At 70.2% G+C, this 16,699-nt stretch carries 14 protein-coding genes; 11 read left to right on the top strand and 3 right to left on the bottom strand.

The features are described 5' to 3' along the window. Window positions 1-47 precede the first annotated feature (47 nt). Window positions 48-782, top strand: a complete 735-nt coding sequence (locus ACFVWD_RS07605) for an endonuclease V (protein WP_389594411.1) — start codon at window positions 48-50, stop codon at window positions 780-782. A gap of 88 nt (window positions 783-870) precedes the next feature. Continuing rightward, window positions 871-1,017: a morphogenic membrane protein MmpA gene (gene mmpA, locus ACFVWD_RS07600; protein ID WP_162489330.1), complete on the top strand. Its 147-nt coding sequence runs from the start codon at window positions 871-873 to the stop codon at window positions 1,015-1,017. Window positions 1,018-1,036: 19 nt separating this feature from the next. Here the strand turns inward: mmpA and ACFVWD_RS07595 are convergent, their stop codons facing one another. Then, window positions 1,037-2,209 (bottom strand): saccharopine dehydrogenase family protein, encoded by a 1,173-nt coding sequence (locus tag ACFVWD_RS07595; RefSeq protein ID WP_389594410.1) that lies wholly within the window; start codon window positions 2,207-2,209, stop codon window positions 1,037-1,039. A gap of 296 nt (window positions 2,210-2,505) precedes the next feature. On the opposite strand from ACFVWD_RS07595, the gene ACFVWD_RS07590 reads away from it, so the two are divergent. Genes ACFVWD_RS07590 through ACFVWD_RS07570 form a run of 5 tightly spaced genes read left to right on the top strand, consistent with a single transcriptional unit; the run spans window position 2,506 to window position 9,320 of the window. Then, window positions 2,506-3,672 (top strand): CaiB/BaiF CoA transferase family protein, encoded by a 1,167-nt coding sequence (locus tag ACFVWD_RS07590; RefSeq protein ID WP_389594409.1) that lies wholly within the window; start codon window positions 2,506-2,508, stop codon window positions 3,670-3,672. Continuing rightward, window positions 3,672-4,685, top strand: a complete 1,014-nt coding sequence (locus tag ACFVWD_RS07585; protein ID WP_389594408.1) for an LLM class F420-dependent oxidoreductase — start codon at window positions 3,672-3,674, stop codon at window positions 4,683-4,685. The genes ACFVWD_RS07590 and ACFVWD_RS07585 overlap by 1 nt, the downstream gene beginning before the upstream one ends. 14 nt (window positions 4,686-4,699) lie before the next feature. Further along, window positions 4,700-5,842, top strand: a complete 1,143-nt coding sequence (locus tag ACFVWD_RS07580; protein WP_389594407.1) for an acyl-CoA dehydrogenase family protein — start codon at window positions 4,700-4,702, stop codon at window positions 5,840-5,842. 31 nt (window positions 5,843-5,873) lie between these two features. Then, window positions 5,874-7,088 carry an acetyl-CoA C-acetyltransferase gene (locus ACFVWD_RS07575; RefSeq protein WP_101402135.1) on the top strand — a complete coding sequence of 405 codons (1,215 nt, stop codon included), beginning with the start codon at window positions 5,874-5,876 and terminating at the stop codon, window positions 7,086-7,088. A 57-nt stretch (window positions 7,089-7,145) separates the two neighbouring features. Further along, a complete protein-coding gene (locus ACFVWD_RS07570; RefSeq protein WP_389594406.1) occupies window positions 7,146-9,320 on the top strand; it encodes a 3-hydroxyacyl-CoA dehydrogenase NAD-binding domain-containing protein in 2,175 nt (724 codons plus the stop codon). A 52-nt stretch (window positions 9,321-9,372) separates the two neighbouring features. Here ACFVWD_RS07570 and ACFVWD_RS07565 read toward each other — a convergent pair whose 3' ends face one another. Then, the gene (locus ACFVWD_RS07565; protein ID WP_389594405.1) at window positions 9,373-10,116 is read right to left on the bottom strand and encodes a MerR family transcriptional regulator; all 744 of its coding nucleotides are present in this window, start codon (window positions 10,114-10,116) and stop codon (window positions 9,373-9,375) included. A gap of 267 nt (window positions 10,117-10,383) precedes the next feature. Between ACFVWD_RS07565 and ACFVWD_RS07560 the strand changes: the two genes are divergently transcribed. The 3 genes from ACFVWD_RS07560 to ACFVWD_RS07550 all read left to right on the top strand — a co-directional run bounded on the left by ACFVWD_RS07560 (window position 10,384) and on the right by ACFVWD_RS07550 (window position 12,955). Continuing rightward, the gene (locus tag ACFVWD_RS07560) at window positions 10,384-11,850 is read left to right on the top strand and encodes an amino acid permease (RefSeq protein ID WP_389594404.1); all 1,467 of its coding nucleotides are present in this window, start codon (window positions 10,384-10,386) and stop codon (window positions 11,848-11,850) included. A 43-nt stretch (window positions 11,851-11,893) separates the two neighbouring features. Next, a complete protein-coding gene (locus ACFVWD_RS07555; protein ID WP_389594403.1) occupies window positions 11,894-12,373 on the top strand; it encodes a macro domain-containing protein in 480 nt (159 codons plus the stop codon). 105 nt (window positions 12,374-12,478) lie between these two features. Continuing rightward, a complete protein-coding gene (locus tag ACFVWD_RS07550) occupies window positions 12,479-12,955 on the top strand; it encodes a hypothetical protein (protein ID WP_389594402.1) in 477 nt (158 codons plus the stop codon). Window positions 12,956-13,052: 97 nt separating this feature from the next. Here ACFVWD_RS07550 and ACFVWD_RS07545 read toward each other — a convergent pair whose 3' ends face one another. Further along, on the bottom strand, window positions 13,053-14,552 hold the full coding sequence (locus ACFVWD_RS07545; RefSeq protein ID WP_389594401.1) for a M1 family metallopeptidase: 1,500 nt from the start codon (window positions 14,550-14,552) through the stop codon (window positions 13,053-13,055). A 180-nt stretch (window positions 14,553-14,732) separates the two neighbouring features. Here ACFVWD_RS07545 and ACFVWD_RS07540 point away from each other — a divergent pair, with 180 nt between their 5' ends. Further along, a complete protein-coding gene (locus ACFVWD_RS07540; protein ID WP_389594400.1) occupies window positions 14,733-16,694 on the top strand; it encodes a Xaa-Pro dipeptidyl-peptidase in 1,962 nt (653 codons plus the stop codon). Window positions 16,695-16,699 lie beyond the last annotated feature (5 nt).

The raw sequence follows: 16,699 nt of genomic DNA, 5'->3' as shown, positions 1-16,699 counted from the left end.
GCCCTCAGGACTTCCTCCGGCGCTGTGGGCTTAGGCTCGTCGGCACCATGAACACCTCGTTGAACACCGTACCGATTCCCGCGGGTTGGCCCGCGACCGAGGAGCAGGCCCGCGCCGTGCAGGACGAACTGCGAGGGCGCGTGGTGCTCGACGAGCCCGGGCCGCCGCCCGGCACCGGCAGGGTGACGGGCGTGGACGTGGCGTACGACGACGAGCGGGACGTCGTCGTGGCCGCGGCCGTCGTGCTCGACGCGGCGACCCTCGCCGTCGTCGCCGAGGCCACCGCCGTCGGACAGGTCTCCTTCCCCTACGTCCCCGGGCTGCTCGCCTTCCGCGAGATCCCGACCGTGCTGGCCGTGCTCGACGCGCTGCCGTGCGCGCCGGGTCTTGTGGTCTGCGACGGCTATGGGCTCGCCCACCCCCGCCGTTTCGGCCTCGCCAGCCACCTCGGAGTACTCACCGGGCTCCCCACGATCGGGGTGGCCAAGAACCCGTTCACCTTCTCCTACGAGGAGCCCGGCGTCCGGCGCGGCAGCGCCTCCCCGCTGCTCGTGGGCGAACCGACGGGCCCGGAGGAGGTCGGTCGGGCACTGCGCACCCAGGACGGTGTCAAGCCTGTCTTCGTCTCGGTCGGCCACCGGGTGAGCCTCGACAACGCCTGCGCGCACACCCTCGCGCTCACCCCGAAGTACCGCCTCCCGGAGACCACCCGAAGCGCGGACTCCCTGTGCCGACGGGCCCTGAAGGAGACAACGCCCTCAGGAGCCTCGCCCGTTGACTGAATAAATGCCCTGAGTAAGTGCCCTGAGTACGTGTTCTGAGTACCTGTACGGATGTGGGGGCGCCGTCATGATCGGCAGGCTGTGTCCCATGACGACGCACCGTTCCCCGAAGCCCGCCACCGGCGCCACCCAGCCCGTCGAGCGCACCGTGATGGCCGCGCTGGTCCTCTCCGTCCTCGCCGGGGTCGGCTGGATCGGCGGGATGATCTACACGGTGCTGGGCTGGCCGCTCTAGGGGACCTTCCGGACGGGTCCTACCGGGACGCGGCCACCCGGAAGGTGATCCCCGCCCCGCGCAGCCGGTCTATGAGCGCGTCGCCCATCGCCACCGCCGTCGTGACCTGTCCGGCCGTTTCCGGCAGGTCGTCGAAGGCGAGCGACAGCGCGGACTCCGCGAACATCTTGGCGGTCTCGCCGTAGCCGGGGTCGCCGCCCGAGACCTCCGTGAACACGCGGCGCCCGCCGCCCTCGCCCACGAACCGCACCGAGAACCAGCTCTTCGCCCGCCGCGAGGCACTGGGCCCCTCGCCCGGCTTGATCCGGTCGGACAGCCAGCGCCGCGCGGGCGGCACCTGGGCCGCCGCGAACACCGCGCCGACGGCAGTGACCCCGCCCAGCGCGATCGGCAGTCGTTCGACGGCCGCGTAGTGGCGGTAGCGGAAGTCGGGCCCGTAGCGCTCCAGCACCCGCGCCGAACGCTGCACGATCTGGGCGTCGATGGTGGGCAGCGGCAGCGCCCATGCCCCGACCTCCTTGGCGAACCGCGGCGTGCTCAGCGGCGCGTGTGCCCGCCGCCCGACCAGCCGTGGTTCGTGCCGCCCGCGATCCCGCGCCGCGGCCAGGATGTGCCGCCCGCGCGCGAACTGGGTGAGCGCGGAGGCGAAGGTGCCGCCCGAGAACATCGCCTGGGCGCGGACGAAACCGTCGACCCGCAGCGGCACGTCCTCGGGCAGTTGCCGCACCGTGAAGTAGGCGCCCAGGTCGTGCGGAATCGAGTCGAAACCGCAGGCGTGCACCAGGCGAGCCCCGGTCTCCCGCGCGCGTGCGTCGTGCCGGACGTACATCAGGTCCACGAACTCGGGCTCGCCGGTGAGGTCCAGATAGTCGGTGCCCGCGTCGGCGCAGGCGGCGACCAGTTCCTCGCCGTGCAGGATGTACGGCCCGACGGTCGTCGCCACCACGCGTGCGCCGCGGGCGAGTTCGCGCAGCGACGCCGGATCGGCGACATCCGCCAAGAGCACGTCGGGAGCGCCGGACAGCCGCTCCCGCAGCCGCGCCAGCTTCCCCTCGTCGCGGCCCGCGATCGCCCAGCGCAGCCCCTCGGGCGCGTGTGCGGCGAGGTACTCCGCGGTGAGGGTCCCGACGAACCCAGTGGCTCCGAAGAGCACGATGTCGTACGTGCGACCCGTCCCGTTCAGCCTGCTCATGACACCCCATCTGTCGTGCGCGAAGCGCCGTTGTCGGTGGCTGAGGCTAGCGTGAGGTCCGAGCGGCCGAACGACGAGGTCGACATAGAGGCCGGAGGTGGCCGTGGCCGTGCAGGGGAACGCGCGTCGGCCATGCGGCGGCATACGCCGCTGACGTGCCCTGCTTCATGGCCTTTTGGCTTGATCCGCCACCCGGGATTTAACTAAGCGCTTGCTCGCTGGGGGCTTGCCCGGCGTGGAACACGTTCATAACATCACTGATGTCACATCAGTGGTGTCACAGTGCTGGGGGCTCGATGGCAGTGGCAGGGACGCCGGCGTACGGCCCGCTGGCCGGAGTGCGCGTGGTGGAGCTGGCGGGCATCGGCCCCGGCCCGTTCGCCGCCATGCTCCTCGCCGATCTCGGCGCGGACGTCGTCCGCGTGGACCGGCCGGGCGGTACGGGGCTCGCCGTCAACCCGGAGTACGACATCACCAACCGCAACAAGCGGTCGGTCGTGATCGACCTGAAGGCCGAGGACGGCCCCGCCCGCGTCCTCGATCTGGTCGAGCGCGCGGACATCCTCGTCGAGGGCTACCGCCCCGGCGTCGCCGAGCGCCTCGGCGTCGGCCCCGAGACCTGTCACGCCCGCAACCCCGGGCTCGTCTACGGCCGGATGACCGGCTGGGGCCAGCAGGGCCCGCTCGCCCCGCGTGCCGGGCACGACATCGCGTACATCGCCCTCACCGGCACCCTCGGCATGATCGGCAGGCCCGACGAGCCGCCCACGGTCCCCGCGAACCTCGTCGGCGACTACGCGGGCGGCTCGCTCTATCTCGTCGTCGGCGTCCTCGCCGCGCTCCACCACGCACGCGCCACCGGTGCCGGGCAGGTCGTGGACACGGCGATCGTCGACGGCGCCGCGCATCTCGCCTCGATGATCCACGGCATGCTCGCCGCGGGCGGCTGGCAGGACCGGCGCGGCGCCAACCTCCTGGACGGTGGCTGCCCGTACTACGGCACGTACGAGACGGCCGACGGGAAGTACATGGCGGTGGGCGCCCTGGAGCAGCAGTTCTACGCCGAGTTCGTGGAACTGCTCGGCATCGAGGAGTACGCCGACGCCCGCAAGGACCTGGCCCGCTGGGGCGAGCTGCGCGAGGCGGTCGCCGCCCGCTTCAAGACCCGCACCAGGGACGAGTGGACCGCGGTCTTCGAGGGCTCCGACGCCTGCGTGGCCCCCGTCCTGTCGCTGCGGGAGGCCCCGGCCCACCCCCACCTCGCCGCCCGCGGCACCTTCACCGACCACGGCGGCATCACCCAGCCCGCCCCGGCACCTCGCTTCTCCCTGACCCGCACCTCCGTCCGCACCGGGCCCGCCCTGCCGGGCGCCGACACCGCGGACGTGGCCCGCGACTGGGACGTGCCACGGCTGACGCGGCACGACCTCACGAAGGACGACACGATGAAGGACGGCGACTGATGGAGCTCTCCCTCCCGCTCGACTACGCGGGCGACCCCCGACAGGCCGCCGACGAGGTCGCCGCCCTGGAGTCCGCGGGTCTGGACGCCGTCTGGGTCGCGGAGGCCTACGGCTTCGACGCGCCCACGATCATGGGCTATCTGGCCGCCCGCACCGAGCGTATGAAGATCGGCTCCGGGATCCTCAACGTCTACTCGCGCACCCCGGCGCTCCTCGCGCAGACCGCCGCCGGACTCGACGCGATCTCGGGCGGCCGCGCCATGCTGGGGCTCGGTGCCTCGGGCCCGCAGGTCGTCGAGGGCTGGCACGGGAAGGCGTACGACAAGCCACTGGGCCGCACCCGCGAGGCCATCGAGCTGACCCGCCGCATCCTGCGCCGCGAGGTCATCGACCACCACGGCATCACCGACATGCCCCGCCCCGGCGGCCTGGGCAAACCCCTGAAGCTCCTCACCAAGCCGGTGCGCCCCGATGTGCCGCTGTACGTGGCCTCCCTGGGCCCCGCCAACGTCCGGATGACCGCCGAACTCGCCGACGGCTGGCTGCCCACCCTCTTCATCCCGGAAAAGGCCCACCAGGTGTGGGGCGTCCCCCTCGCGGAGGGCGCCGCACTGCGGGACCCGGCGCTCGGCCCCCTGCGGACCGTCGCGGGCGGCCTGCTCGCCATCGGCGAGGACGCGGCGGCCGTACGCGAGCTCGCGCGACCCAAAATCGCCCTCTACGTAGGCGGCATGGGTGCCCCCGGCAAGAACTTCTACAACGACCTCGCGGTGGCCTACGGCTACGAGAAGGAGGCCCGGCTCATCCAGGAGCTGTACCTCTCCGGTCGCAAGAAGGAGGCCGAGGCCGCCGTACCGGCCGAGTTCTGCGAGCTGATCTCGCTGTGCGGGCCGGAGAGCTATGTGCGCGAGCGCGTCGAGGCCTTCCGGGAGGCCGGGGTCGACATGCTCAACATCACTCCCGTGGGGCCGGAGCCGGCCCGGCTGGTCGAGACCGTCAAGAGCTGGCTCTAGGAGGGCGACCGCGCATGAAGCGGCAGATTTTCGGCGCCGAGCACGACGCGTTCCGGGAGACCGTGCGCACCTTCCTCGCCAAGGAGGTGACGCCGTACTACGAACAGTGGGAGAAGGACGGCATCGTCTCGCGCGAGGCCTGGCGCGCCGCCGGGAAACAGGGGCTGCTCGGCCTCGCCGTACCGGAGGAGTACGGGGGCGGCGGCAACGCCGACTTCCGCTACAGCGCCGTACTCGCCGAGGAGTTCACGCGCGCGGGGGCCGCGGGTCTCGCCCTCGGGCTGCACAACGACATCATCGGGCCGTATCTGACCGACCTGGCCACCGAGGAGCAGAAGCGGCGCTGGCTGCCCGGGTTCTGCGACGGCTCCATCATCACGGCGATCGCGATGACCGAGCCCGGCGCCGGATCCGACCTCCAGGGCATCAGGACGCACGCCGAGGACCGGGGCGACCACTGGCTGCTCAACGGCTCCAAGACCTTCATCTCGAACGGGATCCTGGCCGACCTGGTGATCGTCGTCGCGAAGACGACCCCGGAAGGCGGCGCCCACGGTCTGTCTCTGCTCGTCGTCGAGCGCGGCATGGCAGGCTTCGAGCGTGGCCGTAACCTCGACAAGATCGGGCAGAAGGCGCAGGACACGGCCGAGCTGTTCTTCCACGACGTACGCGTCCCCAAGGAGAACCTGCTCGGGGAGCTCGACGGCGCCTTCGTGCACCTCATGACGAACCTCGCGCAGGAACGCATGGGCATCGCCGTCGCCGGGATCGCGGCGGCCGAGCACCTGCTGGAGATCACCACCCAGTACGTCAAGGAGCGCGAGGCCTTCGGACGGCCGCTGTCCAAGCTCCAGCACATCCGCTTCGAGATAGCCGAGATGGCCACCGAGTGCGCCGTCACCCGTACGTTCCTCGACCGCTGCGTCGTCGACCACACGAACGGGGAACTCGACGCCGTGCACGCCTCGATGGCCAAGTGGTGGGCCACCGAACTGCAAAAACGCGTCGCGGACCGCTGCCTCCAGCTGCACGGCGGCTACGGCTACATGACGGAGTACCGCGTCGCCAGGGCCTTCATCGACGGCCGCATCCAGACCATCTACGGCGGGACCACAGAGATCATGAAGGAGATCATCGGCCGCTCCCTGCTCGGCTGATCCTCCGCACCCTCCCCGAAAGGCTTATTCAGTGAGCACCGAAGCGTACGTGTACGACGCGATCCGCACCCCGCGCGGGCGCGGCAAGGCGAACGGCGCCCTGCACGGCACCAAGCCCATCGACCTGGTCGTCGGCCTCATCCACGAGATCCAGCGCCGCTTGCCGGGCCTGGACCCGGCCGCGATCGACGACATCGTGCTCGGTGTCGTGGGCCCGGTCGGCGACCAGGGCTCCGACATCGCGCGGATCGCCGCGATCGCCGCCGGACTGCCCGACACGGTCGCCGGCGTCCAGGAGAACCGCTTCTGTGCCTCGGGCCTGGAAGCCGTCAACCTGGCCGCGATGAAGGTCCGCTCCGGCTGGGAGGACCTGGTGCTCGCGGGCGGCGTCGAGTCGATGTCCCGCGTGCCCATGGCCTCGGACGGCGGCGCCTGGTTCGCCGACCCGATGACCAACATCGCCACCAACTTCGTGCCGCAGGGCATCGGCGCCGACCTCATCGCCACCATCGAGGGCTTCTCACGGCGGGACGTCGACGAGTACGCGGCCCTCTCCCAGGAACGCGCGGCCGCCGCCTGGAAGGACGGCCGCTTCGACCGGTCCGTCGTCCCCGTGAAGGACCGCAGCGGGCTCGTCGTCCTCGACCACGACGAGCACATGCGCCCCGGCACCACCGCCGACTCGCTCGGCAAGCTGAAGGCCTCGTTCGCGGACATCGGCGAGCTGGGCGGCTTCGACGCCGTGGCGCTGCAGAAGTACCACTGGGTCGAGGAGATCGACCACGTCCACCACGCGGGCAACTCCTCCGGCATCGTCGACGGCGCCTCCCTGGTCGCCATCGGATCCAAGGAGGTCGGCGAGCGTCACGGCCTGACCCCCCGCGCGCGGATCGTCGCCGCGGCCGTCTCCGGCTCCGAGCCCACCATCATGCTCACCGGCCCCGCGCCAGCGACCCGCAAGGCGCTCGCCAAGGCCGGGCTGACCATCGACGACATCGACCTCGTGGAGATCAACGAGGCCTTCGCCGCGGTCGTCCTGCGCTTCGTGAAGGACATGGGCCTGTCCCTCGACAAGGTCAACGTCAACGGCGGCGCGATCGCGCTCGGCCACCCGCTCGGCGCCACCGGCGCGATGATCCTCGGCAGCCTCGTCGACGAACTGGAGCGCCAGGACAAGCGCTACGGCCTCGCCACGCTGTGCGTGGGTGGCGGCATGGGCATCGCGACCATCGTCGAGCGCCTGTAACCCCCGGCGGACCCCCAGACTTCCACGGCTTAAACGGCTTCTACGGAGACCCTCCTCATGACCGAGAGCACCACCATCCGCTGGGAACAGGACGAGACCGGTGTCGTCACCCTCGTCCTCGACGACCCCAACCAGTCCGCCAACACCATGAACCAGGCCTTCAGGGACTCGATCGCGGCGATCGCCGAGCGCGCCGAGGCCGAGAAGGACTCCATCCGGGGCATCATCTACACCTCCGCCAAGAAGACCTTCTTCGCGGGCGGCGACCTCAAGGACATGATCAAGGCCGGCCCGGAGAACGCCCAGGAGGCCTTCGACACCGGCACGGCCATCAAGTCCTCCCTGCGCCGCATCGAGACCCTGGGCAAGCCGGTCGTCGCCGCCATCAACGGCGCGGCCCTCGGCGGCGGCTACGAGATCGCCCTCGCCTCCCACCACCGCGTCGCCCTCGACGCCCCCGGCTCCAAGATCGGCCTGCCCGAGGTCACCCTCGGCCTGCTGCCCGCGGGCGGTGGCGTCACCCGTACCGTCCGCCTCATGGGCATCACCGACGCCCTGCTGAAGGTGCTCCTCCAGGGCACCCAGTACTCCCCGCAGCGGGCCCTGGAGAACGGCCTCGTCCACGAAGTGGCGGCCACCTCCGAGGAGATGCTCGACAAGGCGCGCGCCTTCATCGACGCCAACCCCGAGTCGCACCAGCCCTGGGACAAGCCCGGCTACAAGATCCCGGGCGGCACGCCGTCGAACCCGAAGTTCGCCGCCAACCTGCCCGCCTTCCCGGCCAACCTGAGGAAGCAGCTGAACGGCGCCCCCTACCCGGCCCCGCGCAACATCATGGCGGCCGCCGTCGAGGGCTCCCAGGTCGACTTCGAGACCGCGCTGGTCATCGAGGCCCGCTACTTCACCGAGCTGGTCACCGGGCAGACCTCGAAGAACATGATCCAGGCGTTCTTCTTCGACCTCCAGGCGGTCAACTCCGGCGCCAACCGCCCCCGGGGCATCGAGCCGCGCCCTGTCCGCAAGGTCGCCGTCCTCGGCGCCGGGATGATGGGCGCCGGCATCGCCTACTCGTGCGCCCGCGCGGGCATCGACGTCGTCCTGAAGGACGTGTCGGCGGAGGCGGCGGCCAAGGGCAAGGCCTACTCCGAGAAGCTCTGCGCGAAGGCCGTCTCCCGGGGCCGTACGACCCAGGCGAAGGCCGACGAGCTGCTCGCCCGCATCACGCCCACCGCCGACCCGAACGACCTGGCCGGCTGCGACGCCGTGATCGAGGCCGTCTTCGAGGACACGGCCCTGAAGCACAAGGTGTTCCAGGAGATCCAGAAGGTCGTCGAGCCCGACGCGCTGCTGTGCTCCAACACCTCGACCCTGCCGATCACCGTGCTCGCCGAGGGCGTGGAGCGGCAGGAGGACTTCATCGGACTGCACTTCTTCTCGCCCGTCGACAAGATGCCGCTCGTCGAGATCATCAAGGGCGATCGGAGCGGCGACGAGGCGCTGGCGCGCGCCTTCGACCTCGTACGGCAGATCAAGAAGACCCCGATCGTCGTCAACGACTCGCGCGGCTTCTTCACCTCCCGCGTCATCGGCCACTTCATCAACGAGGGCGTCGCGATGGTCGGCGAGGGCATCGAGCCCGCCTCCGTCGAGCAGGCGGCGGCCCAGGCGGGCTACCCGGCCAAGGTCCTCTCCCTGATGGACGAGCTGACGCTCACCCTGCCGCGCAAGATCCGCAAGGAGTCCAGGCAGGCCGTCGAGGAGGCGGGCGGCACCTGGCAGACGCACCCGGCGGAGGCGGTCATCGACCGCATGGTCGACGAGTTCGGCCGCACCGGGCGCAGCGGCGGCGCGGGCTTCTACGAGTACGGCGCGGACGGCAAGCGCGGCAAGCTCTGGCCCGGCCTGCGGGAGCACTACACCAAGCCCGGCCACGAGATCCCGTTCAAGGACATGCAGGAGCGCATGCTCTTCTCCGAGGCGCTGGACACCGTCCGGCTCCTGGAGGAGGGCGTGCTGACGTCCGTCGCCGACGCCAACATCGGGTCCATCTTCGGGATCGGCTTCCCGGGCTGGACCGGCGGCGTGCTTCAGTACATCAACGGCTATGACGGAGGTCTCTCCGGATTCGTGGCACGCGCGCGTGAACTCGCCGAGCGCTACGGGGAGCGGTTCACGCCGCCCGCGCTGCTCGTCGAGAAGGCGGAGCAGGGCGAGAAGTTCAGCGACAACTGACGTATCGCTGAGCAGAAGGCGCGCGGGTGTGGCTCAAGGAGTCCTCAGTGGCTCAGGACTCCTTGAGCCACTCCCGCAGCTCCTCCTTCAGGGAGCGCTGGAACGTGGTCAGCAGCGCCTGCACCACCAGCGGCTGCATGTGCGCCGACAGGGACTTCACCGCCGCCACCGACTCGTGCTCGCCCACCGCCTCGCGCAGCAACGCGGACAGCTCGCGTGCCGCCGCGCGGGAGTGCTCCAGCAGGACGCCGCGCGCGGCGAGGATCGACTCGTGCGCGAGCGGTACGTCGAGGAGCTGGACGCCGAGCGCCAGCAGCGCCGGGTCCACACGGAAGGAGCCTGAGGAGTCCGGGGAGTCCGATCTCTCCAAACTGTCGGAGGTGTCCTCGGCCCGCTCGATGATGTTCATCGCGACGAGCCGCTCCAGGTCCTCCTCGCCCAGGGGGCGGCCGGCCCGCCGTTCCAGTTCCTCGCGTGTCACGTCCTCCGCCGCGTCCTGCGCCCAGGAGGCGACCACGGCGCGGTGAAGGGCGAGATCCTGGGCGCTCAGGTCGGCCGGCAGCTGCTGAAGATGGCGCTCGATCGCGGCCAGCGTCATGCCCTGGCGCTGCAGCTCCTCGATGAGCGCGAGCCGGGCGAGATGCTCCTGGCTGTAGTGGCCCACCCGGCGGGGTCCGATCACGGGCGGCGGGAGCAGCCCCCTGGAACTGTAGAAGCGGACCGTACGGACCGTGACGCCCGCGCGTGCCGCCAGCTCGTCGACCGTGAGCGTCGGCTCCTCGGTGTCCGTCGTCATCGCAGGTCCTCGCCTCTTCGATGGTGCAGCGATCAGGCGCAACAGTATTGCTGTCTCACCGGTCCTGTGAAAGCGCTGTCGACGAGTTCTGCACCCTTTGATCACCATGTGAGATGTTCCGCGGCGTGAGGTGTGCCATCGCATTCGTGGCATCCCTCGGGGAAGGTGGCTCCTTGGTCTGTGCCGCGTCAGGGGTGGTGCGGGCCGAGGCACATCCGGAAACCCCGCGTACTCAGTGCGTGGGCGCACCAGAGAGTAGATCCACGCGTGAGCAAGGACGCCGTAGACACGGCCAAGGCCGCATCCCGCACCGACGCGGCCCGCACGCCCGCGGACGCGGGCGACGCCGGTTACAGCAAGGACCTCAAGGCCCGGCACGTCAACATGATCGCCATCGGCGGCGCGATCGGCACCGGACTCTTCCTCGGTGCCGGCGGCCGCCTCCACACCGCGGGCCCCGCGCTGGCGATCGCCTACCTCGTCTGCGGAGTCTTCGCCTTCTTCGTCGTGCGCGCCCTCGGTGAGCTGGTCCTCTACCGGCCCTCCTCCGGGTCCTTCGTGTCGTACGCGCGCGAGTTCCTCGGCGAGAAGGGCGCGTACGTCGCCGGGTGGATGTACTTCCTCAACTGGTCGACGACCGGCATCGCCGACATCACCGCGATCGCCCTCTACACGCACTACTGGAGCTTCTTCACCGACATCCCGCAGTGGGTGCTGGCGCTGATCGCCCTCGCGGTGGTCCTGGCCGTCAACCTGATCTCGGTGAAGATCTTCGGCGAGATGGAGTTCTGGTTCGCGATCGTCAAGGTCGCCACCCTCGTCTCCTTCATGCTGGTCGGCATCTTCCTGCTGGCCACGCACCACGACGTGGGCGGCCAGAAGCCCGGCCTGAGCGTCATCACGGACCACGGCGGTCTCCTCCCGCACGGGATCATGCCGGTCGTCCTGGTGATGCAGGGCGTGATCTTCGCGTACGCGGCCCTGGAGCTGGTCGGCGTCGCCGCGGGCGAGACCGCCGAGCCGGAGAAGGTCGTCCCGCGCGCGGTGAACTCGATCATGTGGCGCGTGGGCCTGTTCTACGTCGGCTCGGTCGTACTGCTCGCGCTGCTGCTGCCCGGTTCGGTCTACTCGGCCGACGAGAGCCCCTTCGTCACCGTCCTGTCGAAGATCGGCGTCCAGGGAGCCGGTGACGTCATGAACCTGGTCGTCCTCACCGCGGCCATGTCGTCCCTGAACTCCGGCCTGTACTCCACCGGCCGCATCCTGCGTTCCATGGCGATGGCGGGCTCCGCGCCCCGGTTCACCGCGAAGATGAACCGCAGCCAGGTCCCGTACGGCGGCATCCTGCTCACCTGCGCGGTGTGCGTGCTCGGCGTCGGCCTCAACTACCTCATGCCCGGCCAGGCCTTCGAGATCGTCCTGAACGTGGCGTCCCTGGGCATCATCAGCACCTGGGTGATCATCATGGTCTGTCACCTGGTGTTCGTCCGCCGTGCCAAGGACGGTCTGGTCACCCGCCCGTCCTTCCGGCTCCCCGGCAGCCCCGTGACCGAGATCGTCACCATCGTCTTCCTGCTGGCCGTGCTCGGCCTGATGGGGAACGACCCCGAGGTCGGCCGCAAGACCCTGCTCCTCATCCCGGTGATCGCGGCCCTGCTGGTCGGCGGCTGGTTCGCGATCCGCCACCGGGTCTCGAAGACCACGGACCAGGAACTGAGCGAGCTGACGAAGTAGCAGGTCGGACGCCGCTGTCACTGGCGGCGCCTACGGTGGCGTCATGTCGGAGATCACGTATGTCCGGGGTGACGCCACCACTCCGTCGGCCAAGGGTGTCAGGCTGATCGCCCATGTCTGCAATGACATCGGGGGCTGGGGGAAGGGCTTCGTCCTGGCCCTCTCCCGCCGCTGGCCCGAGCCGGAGGCGGCGTACCGGGCGTGGCACCGGGACCGGGCACACAACGACTTCGGGCTGGGCGCAGCCCAGTTCGTCCAGGTCGAGAAGCTCGTGTGGGTGGCGAACCTGATAGGCCAGCGGGGCATTCGGACGGGCAGCAAGGGGGTCCCCGTGCGCTACGAGGCGATCGACACGGCCCTCGCCCACCTGGCGACCAAGGCCGCAGAACTCGACGCGTCCGTCCACATGCCCCGCATCGGCTGCGGTCTGGCCGGCGGCAACTGGTCCCGTGTGGAGCCGCTCATCATGCGACGGCTGGTGGAGCGGGGGGTGGCGGTGACGGTGTACGACCACGGGGAGTGAGCGCGGCCCGAAGCCCGGCCGTGGGCTCGGCCGGAGGGACTACTTTCGGTCAACTCTGGCGCAGATGCGCGTTGGTTCGCACGCATGAGCGGGTAAGTCACGGCCATGGAACTCATCCCCTACCCGATAGGTCCACTCAACCCGAAGGTTCAGGACGTCGGCTACGCCTTGGCGCTGTTCGCCTTCATCTATGTGCTCGTCGCCCGCGTGCTCCCGCGGATGAACCGGGTGCTCGAACTGCGGGACGACGCCATCAACGGCGCCAAGGAGCGCGCCGAAGCCGTACGCGCCCGCGCCGAGAGTGAGCGCCAGGGGACCGAGGCCCTGTTGGCCGAGGCCCGCCACGAAGCCGCCCGCATCCGACAGCAGGCCCTCGAACAGGGCTCCGCTCTGATCGCCGAGGCCCGCGCGGACGGGCAGCGCGAACGTGACGCAGTGGTGGCCGACGGCCGCACCCGCATCGAGTCCGAGTGCGCGGCGGCCGACGCCGAACTCCGTATGTCCGTATCGGAGTTGGCTTCGGAGCTGGCGAGCCGCATCGTGGGCGAGCGGATCGCGGCCCCGGTGGAGCAAGGCAACTGACGCCCGTACGCGAACGGCCCCCCCCGCTCGCCCGCCCTGAAAGGGAAAAGGGCGGGCGAGCGGGCGAAGGCCGCGCTCAGGGGCCCGGGGTACCGGTTCAGCCGGAGTGGACGGAATCGGTCGCCGCGATCTTCTTCCACGACCTGGGTTGCGCCGGGGCACCCGGCGTGGCCGGGGCCACCGCGATGGACACACCCCGCGCCGCGGGCGCCGCCGGCTTCGACGGCTTGAACAGCCAGGTGTCGAAGAGCGTGGCGAGCGACTTGCCGGACACCTTCTCCGCGTACTTCTGGAAGTCCCCGACCGACGCGTTCCCGTACGCGTGCTCCCGCGGCCACCCCTTCAGGATGGCGAAGAACGTGTCGTCCCCGACCTCGTTGCGCAGCGCCTGCACCGCCAACGCCCCCCGGTCGTAGACCGCGATGTCGAACTGGTTGTCCGGACCGGGGTCACCCGGCGCGACCGTCCAGAAGGCGTCGTCCGCCGGATGCGAGGCGTACACGTAGTCCGCGAGCTCCTGCGCCGTTCCCTCGCCCTCGTGTTCGGACCACAGCCACTGCGCGTACCGCGCGAAGCCCTCGTTGATCCAGATGTCCTTCCAGCCCTTCAGGGACACGTCGTCGCCGTACCACTGGTGCGCCAGCTCATGGACGACCACGGAGGTGTTGGAGCCGTTCGCGAACTGCCGGGGGCTGTAGTACACGCGGGTCTGGGTCTCCAGCGCGTACCCGGTGGTGGTGTTCGGCACGTATCCGCCCACCGAGCTGAAGGGGTACGGGCCGAAGTAGCCGGTCAGCCAGTCGACGATCTCCCCGGTCCGCTCGACGCTCGCCCGCGCGGCCCCGTCGTTGTCGCCGAGGTCCCTGCTGTACGCGTTGACGACCGGGACGCCGTCGGAGGTCTTTCCCGTCGTGATGTCGAACTTTCCGATGGCGAGCGTGGCGAGATAGGTCGCCTGTGGTTTGTTGGACCGCCAGTTGTAGCGGGTCCAGCCGAGCCGTGAGCTCGTCGACTGGAGCGTGCCGTTGGAGATCGCCTGCGTGCCGTCCGGCACGGCCACCGACACGTCGTACGTGGCCTTGTCGCTCGGATGGTCGTTGCTGGGGAACCACCACCAGGCCGACTCCGGCTCGTCCGCCGCGACGGCCCCGTCCGGAGTGCGGTGCCAGGTCGAGAAGCCGTACGCGCTCTTCGTCGAGGGCACCCCGCTGTAACGGACGACGACCGTGACGGGCGTGCCCTTCGGCAGCGGAGCCGCCGGGGTGATCTCCAGCTCGTGCTGGGCCGAGGTGGTGAACGAGGCCTTCGCCCCATTGACCCGCACCTCGCTCACGTCGAGCAGGAAGTCCAGGTCGAAGCGTGAGAGGTCCTGCGTGGTGGTGGCCAGTACGGTCGCCGTTCCCTGCAACTCGTCGGTCGCCGGCTGGTACTGGAGCCGCAGGTCGTAGTGGGAGACGTCGTATCCGCCGTTGCCGTAGGCCGGGTAATAGGGGTCGCCGATACCGGGCGCCCCGGGGGTGTAGTCCGCCGCCGATGCCGGGATCGCCAGCAGCAGGGAGGCGGCGAGCGCGCCCGGGGCGATGAGTCTGCGGTGCACGGAGAGCTCCAAGTCGTGGGGGAACGAGGACGGTTCGGAGCCTATTGACTCCCTGTGCCGTCACCCTGTCCATCGTCCCTCCTGTCACACGATCGCCATTCGGCCGACATGACCGATTCCGGCCCGGCTGCCTCCACAGACCCTCTTTTGTACGGGAGTTGGCCGGGGTACCTTCCGCGCATGCCGAAACCAGCGCGCCGTATGCGCTTCACGACCTGGAGATCGCTCGCGACGGCGGCCACCGCCGCCCTGTTGGCCGTCTTCCTCGCCCCCGCCGCCGCACACGGCGCGCCCCGGGAGAGCACCCCGGTCTACTCGTACGAGAACGCGATCCGCGAATCCGTCTGGGTGGACACCGGCCTCGACGGCGACGGCGACGGGAAGACCGACCGTGTCGCCGTCGACATCGTCCGGCCCCGCGAACTCGCCCAGCAGGGCCGCAAGGTTCCCGTGATCATGGACGCCAGCCCGTACTACTCCTGCTGCGGACGCGGCAACGAGAGCCAGCTCAAGACGTACGACGCGAACGGCAACGTCGTCCAGATGCCGCTGTTCTACGACAACTACTTCGTGCCGCGCGGCTACGCCTTCGTCGGCGTCGACCTGGCCGGAACCAATCGCTCCGACGGCTGTGTGGACGTCGGCGGCCGCTCCGACATCCAGTCCGCGAAGGCCGTGGTCGACTGGCTGAACGGCCGGGCCATGGGCTACACGACGCGTACCGGCGCGGACCGGGCCAAGGCGAGCTGGACCAACGGCAGAACCGGCATGATCGGCAAGAGCTGGGACGGCACCATCGCCAACGGTGTCGCCGCGACCGGCGTCAAGGGTCTGAAGACCATCGTGCCGATCAGCGCCATCTCCTCCTGGTACGACTACTACTTCGCCAAGGGCGCCCCGCTGTACGACTCGGGCCCGGACTGGCTCTCCGGCTACGTCGACAGCCCCGAGGCCACCGCCAAGTGCGCCGCCGTGCAGCAGAAGCTCGTCGACGGAGCGCCGCGCACCGGTGACTGGACCAAGTTCTGGACCGAGCGCGACTACGTGAAGGACGCAAGCAAGGTCAGGGCGAGCGTCTTCCTGGTGCACGGCATGCAGGACCTCAACGTCCGCACCAAGAACTTCGGCCAGTGGTGGAGCGCCCTCGCCAAGAACGGCGTCGACCGCAAGATCTGGCTCTCCCAGACCGGCCATGTCGACCCCTTCGACTTCCGCCGCGCCGCCTGGGTCGACACCCTGCACCGCTGGTTCGACCACGAACTCCTCGGCTACGACAACGGCATCGACGACGAGCCCATGGCCGACATCGAGCGCCACCCCGACCAGTGGGTCACCTCCAGTGTCTGGCCGCCCCGCGGGACGCAGACGACGACACTCCGTCCGGGCACGGGCACCCAGGCGGGCGTCGGCACCCTCGGTCTGCGCACGGGCTCCGGAACCGAGGCCTTCACCGACGACCCGCAGCTGAGCGAGACCGACTGGGCCGCGCACATCGACCGGTCCACCCCCGAGAAGGCCGGATTCGTCACCAAGCCGCTGACCAGGGACCTGCGTCTGTCCGGCTCCTCCAAGGTGACCGTCACCGCCACGCCGACCACCTCGACCGCCCACCTCTCCGCGGTCCTGGTCGACCTGGGCCCGGACACCATCCGCGACTACGCCGACGGGGGCGAGGGCATCACGACCCTCACCGACCGCACCTGCTGGGGTCCGAGCACGACCGGCGACAGCTCCTGCTACAAGGTCACCCAGGCGAAGAAGACCGACGTCGCCGCCACGGTCTTCAGCCGCGGCTGGGCCGACCTCGGCAACTACGCCTCCGACCTCAAGGGCGTCCCGCTCACCCCGGGCAAGGCGTACACGATCACGCTCGACCTGGCCGCCACCGACCACGTCGTCCCGGCGGGCCACCGGCTCGCCCTGATCGTCGCGGGCACGGACAAGGACCTCATCGACCCGCCGTCGACCACTCCGAGCCTCACCCTGGACCTGTCCCGTACGTCGGCCCGCGTGCCCTTCGTCGGCGGCGCCGAGGCCTTCACCAGGGCGACTGCGGGCTCCGCCGCCGCCACGAGCACGGCCGGCCTCGACGGCGTACGCGATCCGAGCAGTGCCCTCCGGGTGCCGGGGGAGACCCGCTGATCCAC

Origin of the sequence: Streptomyces sp. NPDC058086 (assembly GCF_042885015.1) — a bacterium.
In the GTDB taxonomy this organism is placed as follows: Bacteria; Actinomycetota; Actinomycetes; order Streptomycetales; family Streptomycetaceae; genus Streptomyces.
Note: the sequence above shows the minus strand (reverse complement) of the source record. Positions and strands in the feature narration are given on the sequence as shown.